Source organism: Okeania sp. KiyG1, assembly GCF_014132355.1.
Classification (GTDB): domain Bacteria; phylum Cyanobacteriota; class Cyanobacteriia; order Cyanobacteriales; family Microcoleaceae; genus Okeania.
Genome location: NZ_BLZO01000050.1, coordinates 23267 through 38571, shown reverse-complemented (window position 1 = coordinate 38571; position 15305 = coordinate 23267). Strand labels below are relative to the sequence as shown.

General features: G+C 38.2%; 12 protein-coding genes and 1 pseudogene. 7 read left to right on the top strand and 6 right to left on the bottom strand.

Annotation, left to right across the window (positions count from 1 at the left end):
* A pseudogene (locus SAGCYANO_RS09215) lies at positions 1–143 on the bottom strand (heme A synthase); the annotation flags it as partial.
* A gap of 858 nt (positions 144–1001) precedes the next feature.
* Between SAGCYANO_RS09215 and SAGCYANO_RS09210 the strand changes: the two are divergent.
* The 7 genes from SAGCYANO_RS09210 (at position 1002) to SAGCYANO_RS09180 (ending at position 8727) form a co-directional block, all read left to right on the top strand.
* Positions 1002–2021 (top strand): cytochrome c oxidase subunit II, encoded by a 1020-nt coding sequence (locus SAGCYANO_RS09210; RefSeq protein ID WP_202219795.1) that lies wholly within the window; start codon positions 1002–1004, stop codon positions 2019–2021.
* Between the two features lie 312 nt (positions 2022–2333).
* Positions 2334–4073, top strand: a complete 1740-nt coding sequence (ctaD, locus tag SAGCYANO_RS09205; RefSeq protein WP_202219794.1) for a cytochrome c oxidase subunit I — start codon at positions 2334–2336, stop codon at positions 4071–4073.
* Positions 4074–4375: 302 nt separating this feature from the next.
* A complete protein-coding gene (locus SAGCYANO_RS09200; protein WP_202219793.1) occupies positions 4376–5011 on the top strand; it encodes a heme-copper oxidase subunit III in 636 nt (211 codons plus the stop codon).
* A gap of 662 nt (positions 5012–5673) precedes the next feature.
* Positions 5674–6654 (top strand): aldo/keto reductase, encoded by a 981-nt coding sequence (locus tag SAGCYANO_RS09195; RefSeq protein ID WP_202219792.1) that lies wholly within the window; start codon positions 5674–5676, stop codon positions 6652–6654.
* Positions 6599–6829, top strand: a complete 231-nt coding sequence (locus tag SAGCYANO_RS09190) for a hypothetical protein (RefSeq protein ID WP_202219791.1) — start codon at positions 6599–6601, stop codon at positions 6827–6829. Before SAGCYANO_RS09195 ends, SAGCYANO_RS09190 begins: the two co-directional genes overlap by 56 nt.
* Positions 6830–7176: 347 nt before the next feature.
* Positions 7177–7851, top strand: coding sequence for a hypothetical protein (locus SAGCYANO_RS09185; RefSeq protein ID WP_202219790.1), 675 nt, complete (start codon positions 7177–7179; stop codon positions 7849–7851).
* A 3-nt stretch (positions 7852–7854) separates the two neighbouring features.
* Positions 7855–8727 (top strand): hypothetical protein, encoded by an 873-nt coding sequence (locus SAGCYANO_RS09180; RefSeq protein ID WP_202219789.1) that lies wholly within the window; start codon positions 7855–7857, stop codon positions 8725–8727.
* Positions 8728–8946: 219 nt separating this feature from the next.
* Here the strand turns inward: SAGCYANO_RS09180 and SAGCYANO_RS09175 are convergent, their stop codons facing one another.
* From SAGCYANO_RS09175 to SAGCYANO_RS09150, 5 genes are all read right to left on the bottom strand, one after another.
* Positions 8947–9552, bottom strand: a complete 606-nt coding sequence (locus tag SAGCYANO_RS09175; RefSeq protein ID WP_202219788.1) for a HEPN domain-containing protein — start codon at positions 9550–9552, stop codon at positions 8947–8949.
* Positions 9536–10600, bottom strand: coding sequence for a ParA family protein (locus tag SAGCYANO_RS09170; protein WP_202219787.1), 1065 nt, complete (start codon positions 10598–10600; stop codon positions 9536–9538). Before SAGCYANO_RS09170 ends, SAGCYANO_RS09175 begins: the two co-directional genes overlap by 17 nt.
* 10 nt (positions 10601–10610) lie before the next feature.
* On the bottom strand, positions 10611–11120 hold the full coding sequence (locus SAGCYANO_RS09165) for a DUF4112 domain-containing protein (protein ID WP_202219786.1): 510 nt from the start codon (positions 11118–11120) through the stop codon (positions 10611–10613).
* Positions 11121–11319: 199 nt separating this feature from the next.
* Positions 11320–13230, bottom strand: a complete 1911-nt coding sequence (dnaK, locus tag SAGCYANO_RS09160) for a molecular chaperone DnaK (protein ID WP_202219785.1) — start codon at positions 13228–13230, stop codon at positions 11320–11322.
* 1863 nt (positions 13231–15093) lie between these two features.
* A complete protein-coding gene (locus tag SAGCYANO_RS09150) occupies positions 15094–15288 on the bottom strand; it encodes a 3-oxoacyl-[acyl-carrier-protein] synthase III C-terminal domain-containing protein (RefSeq protein WP_202219797.1) in 195 nt (64 codons plus the stop codon).
* Between the last annotated feature and the right edge of the window lie 17 nt (positions 15289–15305).

The window sequence follows — 15305 nt, the reverse complement described above, 5'->3', positions numbered from 1 at the left end:
GCATTCATCACTCTGGTAGCACTGCCGATAGCCATCAGTAGTAGAGTAGCTATACATAGCTTCCAAACCAAGCCACGAATGCGATCGCGTGCTGGAGACTGAGAGGAAATAATTGTATTGTTATTTAAAACAGAATTGGCCATAAGATTTTTATTAGCTTGAATCTATTATCTTGGTAAATTAACAACATCTACAGGACTTACGCACGGACACTAAATCCAGTTAGGGCGCAATTCGGAGCTTGGCGCTAGTAATGCCATTCGCCCCTACATTTGGCGTTTTCAGGGTGAATTTGCGTAAGTCCTGATCTAAAATCTTAACTTCAGAAACAATTATCAAATTTGACAATTATCAATGTGTCTGATTTTTGCTACTATAAGGGATACTCTCTGAAGATTTGTTCTGCTTTAGAAAGTTTTCTGATTTTAATTTTATTTACAGCTTACTGTTATATCTGTTACTGATTTCCCCAAAAAATATTTTTAATTTTTTCTTTAATTTCTAATAAATTAATTAAGTTAAAGTATGCAATTTAAGAGTACCTATTTAATTTAACTTTATTGTGGGGTGATTTTGGGAAAATAGTTAAAATAATATAAACTCTCTCCAGAGAAATCTATGAAAAACGAAGATAATCTATAATTTTGAGAAATAGTAACAATTGTATCTAACTTATAAGTAGACATCTAGTTTAACCTATATAGTTGAGTATGACAAAAAGTCAAAGACTCCTCTACCTAGGCTAGGGGTTTTCAAGCTGACGCCCGATTTTAACGCTGGTGTAAACTTGAAAAACTATGTGTATCAGTAGCTTGAGTTTCAAGCGAATTTAAGCCTGCTGTTGAAGATAAGTTGCAGACTGCGGTCGGTGGTCTTCTGTGTTTGCGCAGCATTGCGTCAGCACGCGCAGGAAGCTAGCTCCAAAGCTCATGCAATTCCGGCGTGGGTAAGTTTGGATAAGTTTAGTAGAACGGGAGGAATACTAATTAAAGAGGTAATATATGGAAGAAAAAGAAAAAATACCAGTCTCAGTAATCACCCTAGTAGTTGGTATAATAGTCACCATAATTAGCGTGTGGTTAGGTCAAAATCATGGTCTATTACCAGAGCAAGCATCAGTACAAGCTCCTCTGGTAGACGGTTTTTTTGACGTCATGTTTACTATAGCAGCAGCTTTATTTCTAGTGGTAGAAGGAACAATCGTCTTCTCCGCAATTAAATTTCGTAGACGTAAAGGAGACGATGGTGATGGCGCTGCCTTTAGGGAAAACTTACCATTAGAAATATTTTGGACTGCAATTCCATCCATAATTGTGATTGGTCTTGGTATCTACAGTGTAGATGTATACAGACAGATGGGTGGGTTCGATCCAGCAGGAACAAAAGTAGCTCATGTTTCTTCATCCGATCGGCAAACAGCGAAGTCAGGAACGGCTCTGGCAGCTCCTCTCATAGCAGATGCAGAAGGAATGGAGTCAGAAGAAGTAGCTACAAAAGAAGTGAGCAAATATGGCTTTGGGGCAACTCCTGAAGAAGGAGCAAACCCAGCAGATGTAGTAGTTGACATTACAGGAATTCAGTATGGATGGCTGATTAACTATCCCGAAAGTGGTGTTCTAGCAGGAGAACTCCATATTCCTGTCAACAAGGATATACAAGTAAACCTTTCTGCTGAAGATGTTATTCATGCTTTCTGGATACCTGCTTTCCGTTTGAAGCAAGATGCAATTCCTGGTAAAAATACGCAACTCCGGTTCGTAGCTACTAAAACTGGAGAATATCCAGTATATTGTGCAGAACTTTGCGGTGCTTACCACGGAGCAATGAGAACACAAGTAATTGTTCACACTCAAGAAGAGTATGAAGCTTGGATAGAAGAAAATACTTTTGCCGAGCAACCACAGTTGAATCAAGCTGTAGCAGTAAATACTGCTGATTTATCAGAATCGGAATATCTTAGCCCCTATGCTAATGAAATGGGTATCGATTCCGAAACATTAAATCAAATTCACCCAAACTAGACTAGCGCCGCTACGCGGAAGTTAAAAGTCAAAAGTTAAAAGCGAGTGTGTAATTCTGAGGTCCCCTCAGAATGTAAGACACACTCAAGACAGTCAAAAGTATTGATTTGTATTTGTTTTAGGACTTTGTAACTAGCCAGTTATTTCCGCCATCCTGCACTAGAACTACTAGCAGCTCATACTTCCTCATAGGAAAATTCAAAAATCCCTATTCTTACAGGGGAAGAGTTGGGGAGGAGTCAGCTCCAAAGGAAAAAAAATGAGTTCAACCTCCCCAAATAATTAATCCGTAATTGTCAAAATAATTTACAGATGACACAAACACAAATTCCTTTAGAAACCAAACCAGAACCGGAAAAAGCACATCCGGAGGCATGGAAATGGTATCACTACTTCGGCTATAACATAGACCACAAAGTAATCGGTATTCAATATCTAGTTACCGCCTTCATCTTTTATCTCGTCGGTGGTCTCATGGCCATGGCTATGCGTGCAGAACTTTACACGCCAGATGCAGACTTTCTCGACCCAAATGTTTACAACTCCTTCCTGACAAATCATGGCACGATTATGATTTTCCTGTGGATCGTGCCTGCTGCCATTGGAGGTTTTGGTAACTATCTGGTCCCCCTAATGGTGGGAGCTAGAGATATGGCATTTCCTAACCTGAATGCGATCGCCTTCTGGCTCAACCCAGTTGCTGGAGCCTTCTTAGTTGCTAGTTTAGCTTTTGGAGGGGCACAAAGCGGTTGGACTGCTTATCCCCCATTAAGCATCATTACTAATAACATCGGACAAACTTTATGGATTCTCTGTATCGTATTAGTGGGAACTTCCTCCATCATGGGTGCGTTAAACTTTATCGTCACCATCCTCAAAATGAAAGTTCCTAGTATGAAGTGGGATCAACTACCCCTATTCTGCTGGGCAATCTTAGCAACTTCCGTTTTGGCACTATGCTCAACTCCTGTATTAGCAGCAGGTTTAGTACTGTTATTATTTGATATCAACTTTGGCACCGGCTTCTTTAAACCAGAGATGGGCGGTGATGTGGTCATCTACCAGCACTTATTCTGGTTCTATTCTCACCCTGCAGTTTATCTGATGATTCTGCCAATTTTTGGCATTCTATCAGAAGTTATTCCCGTTCATGCACGCAAAGGGATATTTGGTTATAAAGCGATCGCTTACTCCAGTCTCGCTATTTGTGTAGTAGGTTTGTTCGTATGGGTACACCATATGTTCACCAGTGGAACTCCTCCTTGGATGCGGATGTTCTTCACCATCTCAACCCTAATAGTTGCAGTTCCCACCGGAGTCAAAATCTTTAGTTGGGTAGCTACCCTCTGGGGTGGAAAAATCCGCTATACAAGTGGAATGCTGTTTGCCATTGGTCTATTAGCAATGTTCGTTATGGGTGGACTAAGTGGCGTAACTATGGGAACAGCTCCATTCGACGTTCACGTCCATGACAGTTACTATGTCGTAGCTCACTTCCATTACGTTTTATTTGGTGGTTCAGTATTTGGTCTGTATGCAGGTATCTATCACTGGTTCCCCAAAATGACAGGTCGGATGTACAACGAAACCTGGGGTCGGGTTCACTTTGTCCTGACTTTAATTGGTACCAACCTCACTTTCTTACCCATGCACCAATTGGGTTTACAAGGAATGCCACGTCGTATTGCTATGTATGACCCTCAGTTTGAAGCTATTAACCACATCTGTACCTATGGGTCAATTCTTCTTGGCCTGTCTGTAATTCCATTCTTCATCAACATGGTTTGGAGTTGGATGTATGGACCAAAAGCTGATGGTAATCCTTGGGGTGGTTTATCCTTGGAGTGGACTACTAGCTCACCTCCTATAATCGAAAACTGGGAAGTTTTGCCAGTGGTTACTTATGGTCCTTATGATTTTGGCTCTAAGAAGACTCTTGGTATTCGAGAGCGCTTCAAGCTAATTTCACAAGGAAGTTCCAAAGTCAAGGAAACAGGGGTGCCTGTATCTGAAGCTGAGTCTTCATCTTTTAACGATGATTCTCAGAACTAATTTTCCAGAGAACAATTAGAATGTTTTCTAGTTTGTTCTGTATGTAGAAATTCAGTAGTTCTAGTAGTTAGTAGTTCTATAGCGTTTCTCAAATTGGTGAGATACAGTTTTAGATCCCCCCTAACCCCCCTTAATAAGGGGGGAACCGCTTAAAGGGAGGTTCCAAAGTCCCCCTTTTTAAGGGGGATGCGCGGGGGATCGTAAATGTACCTCATCTTTATGAGAAATGCTATATAGACTGCTAACTACTTTAGATATCAACTTTCAGAAATTTTTTTTGTTTATTTTAGGTACAGGAAATTATGCAAGGTTCAACAGTTGATGCAACTAATAATTTAGTTGATACTTCCGTCCAATCTGAGTCAGTAGAAGCAGGCCATCACGAAGAACATGAGGATTTAAGAGTTTTCGGATTAATCACATTTCTCGCTTCTGAGTCTTTGATGTTTGGGGGACTATTTGCTGCTTATTTAATTTATCGCGCAAATGCCGGGGTTTGGCCTCCTGAAGAAACAGAGGTAGAGTTGTTATTGCCAACCATCAACACTATTATTCTGGTTTCTAGTAGTTTTGTGATTCACAAAGGCGATACTGCTATCAAAAAGAACAATCTCTCAGGAATGCGTCTATGGTATGTAGTTACGGCAATCATGGGTATCATCTTTTTGGGCGGTCAGGTTTATGAGTACATGACTTTAGGTTATGGTCTGACTACTAATGTGTTTTCCAATTGTTTTTATGTGATGACTGGTTTCCACGGTCTACACGTTTTTGTTGGTGTGCTACTTATTCTCGGTGTATTGTGGCGTTCTCGTCGTGCTGGTCATTACAATGGAGAAAAGCACGTTGGTATTGAAATGGCAGAAATATATTGGCACTTTGTTGATATTATCTGGATTGTTTTGTTCACTTTGCTTTACATTTTGACTCAGATTTAAAGAAGCATCTTAGCGGTCAGCTATCAGCTATCAGCTTCTCTGGCGCGCCTTTTCAAATAAGCGTGGAGACTTATACCATTTCTCAAAAACTTTTCTACGCTTTCTTGAGCAGGGGAGTAGGGGAGTAGGGGAGTAGGGGAGTGGGGGAGAAGTAAAAATAATCAGGAATTACGCAAATTGACTATTATACCACCATTTGTAGGGGCGTTAACGATAGTTATGCGAAGCAAATGGTATTGGCTAACGCCAAGCTCCGCTTTACATGTCGCGGAGCGTTAACGGAGTTATGCGGTAGCAAAACGCCCTCCCCATAAGTAGAGTCTCTGTGTAAGTCCTGATAATAATAATTAACATTAACATAGCTAAAATTAGCAAAAAATTATTTAGCTAGTGTTAATTGTTTAATAGCTGAAGTGTTGCCCCAGTATAGTATTACTTTTGGGAATTGGTATTAAACCCTTGAAATTTTAGCGCTCCAGCTAAATGCTGTTTGCGGAACATTCCGGAACGGAAAAGCTGATAGCTAGTTAATGTCTACGCAAAGGCATTTGTTGTCGCTACAATTCCGTTGCATTTGACAAAATTATACACCATTTGTAGGGGTTAACGGCCGTTAACCCCTACTATATTTGATAGATGTCTAATATTGAGAAATAGTCAGGATGCAAACTAAGGAAAAACTTATCCTACCAAAAATGGGCTGTGGTACATGGGCATGGGGCAACCGCCTCCTGTGGGGATATGATGAAAGTATGGATAATGAGTTGCAAAATGTCTTCAATCTTTGTGTTGCTAATGGTGTGACTTTATTTGATACAGGCGACTCCTACGGTACAGGTAAATTAAACGGACGTAGTGAAATGCTATTGGGGCAGTTTTCCCAAGCATACACGGGGGCAAATCAAGAGAATATTTGCATTGCGACAAAACTTGCTGCTTATCCCTGGCGGTGGGGTCGTCAAGCAATGATTTCTGCTGGCAAAGCATCTGCTCAACGCCTGGGAAAAAATGTCGATCTGGTGCAGATGCACTGGTCTACAGCAAATTATCTACCCTGGCAGGAATGGGGGCTTTTAGATGGTTTGGCTGACTTGTACGAACAAGGCAAGGTGAAGGGTGTGGGACTATCGAACTATGGGCCTAAACGGTTGATGAAAGTGTATGAAAAATTTCGCGATCGCCATATTCCTATAACTACTCTACAGGTTCAATATTCTCTATTATCAACCTATCCCGTCACAGAATTAGGAGTTAAAGAAATCTGTGATGAATTGGGAATTAAATTAATTGCATATAGTCCTTTAGCATTGGGAATATTAACAGGAAAATATTCAGAAAATGGTTCTGTTCCTCAAGGTATTCGAGGTTTTTTGTTTAAGCAAATATTACCAGGAGTTCGCCCTCTATTATCATGTTTGGAAGCAATAGCAAAGTCAAGAAATAAAACTATGTCGCAAGTAGCAATTAACTGGTGTATTTGTAAAGGTGCAATTCCTATTCCGGGGGCAAAAAATCTAGCACAGGCAGAACAAAATATTGGTGCATTGGGTTGGGAATTAGATGCTGGTGAAGTTGCGGAACTAGATAATGCTGCGGCGAGTACGGATAAGAAAATGGTACAAAATATTTTTCAGACTAAGTGATATATGCAGAAGGAAGAAGGAAGAAGGAAGAAGGAAGAAGGAAGAGGGAAGAAGGCTTAAAATCTTGAAAAAATGTAAATTTCCTGTAGATATTCACCCTTGGTTTTACACAAACTATACCAGCAGACATGATATTACTGCTTCAAACCATATCAATTTTTGTGTCAATATTTAATACTTCTATGGTATTTACAGCACTTTTTGGGAAGCATGAGGTACACTTTCAAAGTTATAGCGCTGCGCGCAGGCAACAGGCAACAGCGGTGCGACCCCGCGACGACGCCAGCTCGCTTGCGGAATGCGCACCAAGAGAGGCAACAGGCAACAGGGGGAATAAATTGCTGATAATATAAGACTTTTAGCTATTTGCTCCCTCCTGCAATTTGTAAATATACCAGCGCTCATTGCTATAATCTTTTTTTCCCTACTCCCTACTCCCTACTCCCTACTCCCTAAAGTGACTTTGTTGCATGAAAGTAGGGATAGAACATCCATTCGGCAGTTATATCACTCTGTTTGGCAATGATGACTATTTATCTATTGGACAATAGTTATTGTTCTGCTGATGAGCGATCGCTTTGTTTGGCAATGATGACTATTTATCTATTGGACAATAGTTATTGTTCTGCTGATGAGCGATCGCTTTGTTTGGCAAGGATGACTATTTATCTATTGGACAATAGTTATTGTTCTGGTGATGAGCGATCGCTTTGTTTGGCAATGATGACTATTTATCTATTGGACAATAGTTATTGTTCTGGTGATGAGCGATCGCTTTGTTTGGCAATGATGACTATTTATCTATTGGACAATAGTTATTGTTCTGGTGATGAGCGATCGCTTTGTTTGGCAATGATGACTATTTATCTATTGGACAATAGTTATTGTTCTGGTGATGAGCGATCGCTTTGTTTGGCAAGGATGACTATTTATCTATTGGACAATAGTTATTGTTCTGGTGATGAGCGATCGCTTTGTTTGGCAATGATGACTATTTATCTATTGGACAATAGTTATTGTTCTGGTGATGAGCGATCGCTTTGTTTGGCAATGATGACTATTTATCTATTGGACAATAGTTATTGTTCTGGTGATGAGCGATCGCTTTGTTTGGCAATGATGACTATTTATCTATTGGACAATAGTTATTGTTCTGGTGATGAGCGATCGCTTTGTTTGGCAATGATGACTATTTAACTATTGGACAATAGTTATTGTTCTGCTGATGAGCGATCGCTTTGTTTGGCAATGATGACTATTTATCTATTGGACAATAGTTATTGTTCTGGTGATGAGCGATCGCTTTGTTTGGCAATGATGACTATTTATCTATTGGACAATAGTTATTGTTCTGCTGATGAGCGATCGCTTTGTTTGGCAATGATGACTATTTATCTATTGGACAATAGTTATTGTTCTGCTGATGAGCGATCGCTTTGTTTGGCAATGATGACTATTTATCTATTGGACAATAGTTATTGTTCTGGTGATGAGCGATCGCTTTGTTTGGCAATGATGACTATTTATCTATTGGACAATAGTTATTGTTCTGGTGATGAGCGATCGCTTTGTTTGGCAATGATGACTATTTATCTATTGGACAATAGTTATTGTTCTGCTGATGAGCGATCGCTTTGTTTGGCAATGATGACTATTTATCTATTGGACAATAGTTATTGTTCTGGTGATGAGCGATCGCTTTGTTTGGCAATGATGACTATTTATCTATTGGACAATAGTTATTGTTCTGCTGATGAGCGATCGCTTTGTTTGGCAATGATGACTATTTATCTATTGGACAATAGTTATTGTTCTGGTGATGAGCGATCGCTTTGTTTGGCAATGATGACTATTTATCTATTGGACAATAGTTATTGTTCTGCTGATGAGCGATCGCTTTGTTTGGCAAGGATGACTATTTATCTATTGGACAATAGTTACAGCAGTTTCCGCACGTTATTGTTGTACATATGCGGAGCAAGTGCGGCAGTTATATACTTTCATGCAACAAAGCCCCCTAAAGTCCTAAAATTTTGGGTTATAGCAATAGTCCTCTTGATTTATAATGTATAATTCTGTAATAATTAAATTCTAGTTACAGCAAGGTTAAGTTAAACGCTAATACTAATAGCACTTGCTAATCTCGTTTTTATTAGCCACCCCAATACTGAGGTGGTTATTTCAGTCTATTTTTTACTACGGATTAAAATCCCTCAAGTCGTTTCCATCCAACGCTTAAAAAGTTGTTCAATTTTACCTTCAGCTATTTACCATTACATTTCAGCAACGCCATCAAAAAATTGAATGAATACTATCAACAACCTCTTCAATAAAGTCAACTGCATCGCCCACCATAATTTCGTCAATTCCCCATCTATTGCCTAAACTTAAAGTAGGGTCTATGTCTGCTTCGTGAGCAATCTTATTTCGACGGTCAATAATAATTTTTAATTCTTGCTTAATATCTTTGTCTGGTCTACCCATAATATTTCCAACTTCTTGCCACAATTTTTTATCTGAAATTAGCCTAATTGCATCTGCTATACTATCTGGTTGTTGAAAACTTTTATAACTATGTCGTTGTCGAATTTCATCCTCTAAATAAGATGCAAAATCTGGAGGATTTTTTAACCCTTCTCTTGCAATACCTAAAGAAATTTGAAACCGAGAAAATGCAGGGGGTTCAGGACGCAAACCTTGATGTATTTCTAGCATTCCTAGCGTGACAACTTCATGTATATAATAGTCTAAAGCACTTACAGCTAGAACCAAGGCAGCTCTTAATATATCTGAAAGATCGAGAGCAGGGGTAGACTGCGCTTTGACAGAATTATGAACAGCTATCAAATCTCTAACGCGATTAATACTGATATGAAACTGGTCAAGCGCAGACTGCATTTGAGGTTAAATTAATGATTCGATCAGCTAAAGTAGAAAAAGCATCTCTAAAATTAGAAGATGCTTGCAAGGTATCTTTTAAAACTTTTCCTTGTTTAGGTTTAGATCCGTGATTAGAAATTTGCTCTTTTGTCAATGCAAAAACAGGTGTTTGACAGTTCTGAGATATGGCAATAAGACTATTAAAATCAGACATTTGAGTTAAACAATAGTCATTCATATTTTGAGAAGAGTAAACTTCATTTGGAAATAACATATTTTGTTCTTTTAATGATGGAACTAATTCATCTGAAACAGCTTTTTGAATTCTATCTATCCATTCCTGAAAACTATCAGAAGGTTTTTGATTTCTAATTCGATAGTTTTGGATAATTGTTCCTAGAAAAAGAGGTGTTACTTTTGGAAAAGGATAAGTAGCTTCTTTCAACACTTTTAACTCACTAGCTTTTTTTGCCCAACTATGCCATCTTGGTATTATTCTAGCTAGTGAATCAATTGCCATTATGGAGAAAAAGTCAGGAACAGTAGGCACAATAAAAAAATTGCTAGTCATAAGTAAGTTCTGATTTATTGAACTTAAGCTAGGACTCATATCAATCAAAATATAGTCGGCAGAAAATTTTTCTGCTGTCTTTTTAAATAGATAGGAAATTGAACCGGGAAGGTTTTGAAGAGTTTGAATAGAACCACTTAATTCTTGAGCTATTCCTAGAGTTACCTCATATTCAGCTAATCCCACATGACCTGGTAACAGGAATAAACCATCCTGTCGTTCAATAGAAATACAATCAACTGCTTCTACTAATTTAGGTTGAGATTCAAACGCAGGTGCTAAAGCAGATTTGATATCTTGGTTTTTACTGTAAATTTCTTCTAATTCTTGTTTACTAGAAAACCCCAATACCATACCTGTTAAATTGCATTGTGGGTCTGTATCTACTAAGATTACTCTTTTTCCCTTCGATGCTAACATCCAACCCAAATTAAATGTTGTCGTTGTTTTACTAACCCCACCTTTATGATTGAAAAGTGCAATTTTCTGAACCATTTTTCTCAACCTAACCTGATACAATAAACTGTAAAATATTCACCAATAAACTAATAACTAAAAACCCCAAAGCAGCAATAACAATTACAAATAAAGTTAAACCGCCCAACAGCAAAAAAACAAACCCGCGATCGGCACTTTTACTAACTTTAGGAGACTGTAAATGAGCCTCCAAAATATCCATATTTTTAGAATTTGCCTTCCAAGCAACATCAAACAAATCTCCTAAAACAGGCACAATTCCTACCAAAGAATCAAATACAATATTAGAAGACATTCGCATCAGAGTTTCTCTGGGCAAACCCATCATTGCTGCTGAAAATACAATATAAACAGAAATAAGTCCTCCTAAAAAATCACCACCCCCAGGAATTAATCCTAGAAGTGGGTCAATACCGACGCCATAAGAAGTACCCGGAACACGAATAGCATTATCCAGTAAATCGCTAATTTTACGCAGTTGTCTGACCTTAGCTGCTTGAGAGCGATCGCCAGAAGTAGTGCGAGATGGTTTTGCCATTGGAAGTATGTGATTCAACAATTAATAATTAATAATTAATAATTACCGAATAATTAATAATTAATTATTAAATAATTCTCCTTTAAAGCTTCTCCTTTAAACCTTAATTATTCGGTAAAATTCAATAAACGCGTAAATTAAGTAGGGTGTCACATCACACACACCCTACATCTCATTACACTTTATAGTTATAGACTACTTAGCTTTTAGTTTCAGTAAAGTCAGCATCAATTACATCATCTCCACCAGCAGAACTTGAGGAAGACTCAGCAGCACCATCACCATTAGGAGGAGTTGCTCCATCAGGAGAACCTTGTTGATACATATTGCTGCTAACAGTGTAGAGAGCTTGTTGCAACTCAGTAGTTAGAGACTGAATACGCTCGTCATCTTCTTGAGAAATAGCATCACGCAAATCTTTAACCAACCCTTCAATCTTAGTCTTATCAGCTTCAGGAACTTTATCTCCCAACTCCTGAATTTGTTTCTCAGCTTGATATGCTAAAGAGTCTGCTTGGTTTTTGCGGTCAATTTTTTCACGACGTTCTTGGTCAGCAGCAGCATTAGCTTCTGCTTCTTTCACCATCCGCTCAACTTCAGTATCTGGTAAAGTGGAAGCACCTGTAATACTGATAGACTGCTCCTTACCAGTACCTTTATCCTTGGCAGCTACATTCAGAATACCATTAGCATCAATATCGAAGGTAACTTCAATTTGAGGTACACCACGAGGTGCTGCGGGGATACCATCTAAGCGGAAAGTTCCTAAACTCTTGTTGTCGTTAGACATTTCCCGCTCGCCCTGTAGTACATGAATTTCTACATTTGTCTGACCATCTACAGCAGTTGAGAATACTTCTGATTTTTTGGTAGGGATAGTAGTGTTACGAGGAATAATTTTGGTCATTACACCACCCAAAGTTTCTACACCCAGAGATAGTGGAGTAACATCTAACAATAGAATGTCTTTAACTTCACCCGCTAACACACCCGCTTGAATTGCAGCACCAACAGCTACTACTTCATCAGGGTTAACACTTTGGTTGGGGTCTTTACCGAGGACTTTCTTAACTATATCTTTGACTGCGGGAATTCGAGTAGAACCACCAACTAACACTACTTCATCAATAGAACTTTTATCTAACTTAGCATCTCTAATCGCGTTTTCTACAGGAATGCGACAACGGTCAATCAGGTCAGCACAGAGTTCTTCAAATTTACCTCTAGTTAAAGTGGTATCTAAATGCTTAGGTCCATCTTGGGTAGCGGTAATAAATGGCAGGTTAATCTCTGTTTGAGTAACGCTAGAAAGTTCAATCTTAGCTTTTTCCGCTGCTTCTGTTAAACGTTGCAGTGCTTGCTTATCTTTACGCAGGTCTATTCCTTCTGCTTTTTCAAATTCCTTAGCTAAGAAATCAACAATTTTCTTATCAAAGTCGTCACCACCAAGGTGGGTATCACCAGAAGTAGCTAATACTTCAAATACACCATCACCTACTTCTAGAATGGAAACATCAAATGTACCACCACCAAGGTCAAATACTAAAATAGTTTCGTTACTTTTCTTATCTAACCCATAAGCTAGAGAAGCTGCGGTAGGTTCGTTGATGATCCGCAATACTTCTACGCCAGCTATTCTACCTGCATCTTTAGTTGCCTGTCTTTGGGAGTCGTTGAAATAAGCTGGTACGGTAATTACTGCTTGTGTTACTGTTTCGTTCAGATATTTACTAGCATCCTCTACCAGTTTACGGAGAACCTGGGCGGAAATTTCTTCGGGGGCAAATTGTTTTTCTAATGCTGGGCAATCTAATTTAACGTTACCATTAACATTGAGAACTTTATAGGAAACTTCTGTGGTTTCATGGGTTACTTCATCAAATCTACGCCCGATGAACCGCTTTACTGAGTAGAAGGTATTTTGGGTGTTCATCACCGCTTGACGTTTGGCGATTTGTCCTACGAGTTGCTCTTCTTTTTTACCATAGGCAACTACAGATGGGGTTGTACGGAAACCTTCTGCATTAGCAATTACTGTGGGTTTACCACCTTCCATAACTGCAACACAGGAGTTTGTTGTACCTAAGTCAATTCCTACTACTTTTGCCATAAGAGTTTTTTTGCTCCAAATTACTACAAAATTTTTACTTTTTGTCAACCTTAATTTTTGTTTTTTTCGGTTGACTTAAGGACTAATATTTGAGCCTTCTGGATTGAGTCCAGGGCAAGTCCATTTTTTATACAGTCTTTAAGATTAAGTTACTTATATCTATACTGCGGCCATTCCGGCAATTCCATGAAGGAGTGTTTACCGAACATTAGGGAATATTGGACTTTGAGGAACTTTTATAATTTTGCTCCTTTACTGTTTCTAATTTACGCTCTCTGAGGGCTTTGTTGCTATTGTGGCAAACCGTAAGTTATGTGTTGTGTTTGCCGTCTAGCGATCGCTTCTTCGATAGTTCAATTAAAAAAAAGAAGGCTACAAAACGGAAACCTGTTCAATAATTAATAATTAACAATTAATAATTAATAATTAATAATTAGGACTTACCGATCTAATCTAAAAGTCTTGACATATAAAGATTTTAGCCTTTTTAAGTATCAAAATTTGTGAAGTTTTAGGTGGTAATGGTTCAAAAATGAGCGGATTTTAGTCAAGAGTTGAACAGAAAAATCATTCTTACAATTCTTACTTCTACCTCCTCAATCATTCCCATTTCTTCTGTCTCCTACTCCTACTAAAAGACTTTTTCAGCAAACCCTAATTACTTCTCCTTGAAAAGAACTGGAGTTTAGACTAAGAAAAAATTTCCCAAGATTGTTGTGGGTGAAAAAAGAAGTTCATTAATTGATAATTGATAATTGATAATTACCTCTGGTTAAAACCGCTCTTGATTGAATATAAGGGTAAGCATTCAGCCGTCAGCTATTAGCTATCAGCTATTGCTTTTATCACTCACTAAAAGCAATATTTAATTAAGCTAGAAAAATCTGGCTAAAAGTCAGCTCCAAAGTCTATATTCATTTAAACCTCGTCCTTAAGTACAAAGTCTTATTGCTGATAGCTGATGGCTAATAGCTGAATGCTTACATATAAGGAGATATTATTTCTTTTTTTTTTCCTTAAAAGGGGAGGCTTTAAACCATAATTATTTAATAATTAATAATTAATAATTAATAATTAATAATTCTGTAAATTAACCCAAAAATTGAGTCTAGATTTTTATGATTTTTGGCTTTTTTGGGGAAACTTTTTCGTTTTTTTACTACAGGATAATGGGTTCTTTTACTTCTTAACTTTACCTGTTTTCCCACCAGTGGATTTTCCACGGGGTTTGGGAGTTTTAGCAGGAGTTCCCATCTCGACCAAAAGTCCGAACATTAATTGTGCAACCCTTTTTCAATTTTCTCCCTTTTTCTGAAATTTGATTTATTAATACTTGTTAACCATCAACTTTGCTAGTATTCAGTAGCGATTGAACATGAGATTATACCAAATTGAAAAAGAATGTTACAAATAAACTGGCTAGTAAATAACTAATAATCCACCTAAAACCTAAAACCTAAAACCTAAAACCTAAAACCTAAAACCTAACACCTAACACCTACCACCTATTATTTTGGGTTTAATACTCCACTGTCTACAGGGTTTTGACAATTGGTTGGGGTTATAAGACACGGAGTGGTCAGTCCTTGACTTATCCCGATCCATTTTTTCTTCCTTCTTCGGCGTTGGTAATTTGAGGTATGATATCATGTCTGGATAAGAGCGCGATAGAACTCCGTGACCTTTACGCTCCCCGAAAAACTTTCTCCTTTTACTCAGGGTTTCTTCTTCTTTCTTCCCTCCTGGGAGGGGAGGGGCGAGGGGTGGGTTGACTCCTGAGTTCTGACTCCTGACTCCTAAAGAATTAAGATTAATATCATACACGCGCTTTACCAACGCTCCTTCTTCCTTCTTCAATACAGTTTAATATTTAATCACAGTTGCTCCCCAAGAAAACCCAGCAGCGCTACTGGCTAAAACTACTAAATTACCAGGCTTTATTTTCTCTAACTCTATAGTTTTAGCCAAACCAAATAAAGTATCTGTTGCTCCCAAATGACCTTTTGTTTTTAAGGAAATAAATGTATTTTTTTCGCTTAATTTCAGAGATTCAAGAATTTCTAATAATAAACTTT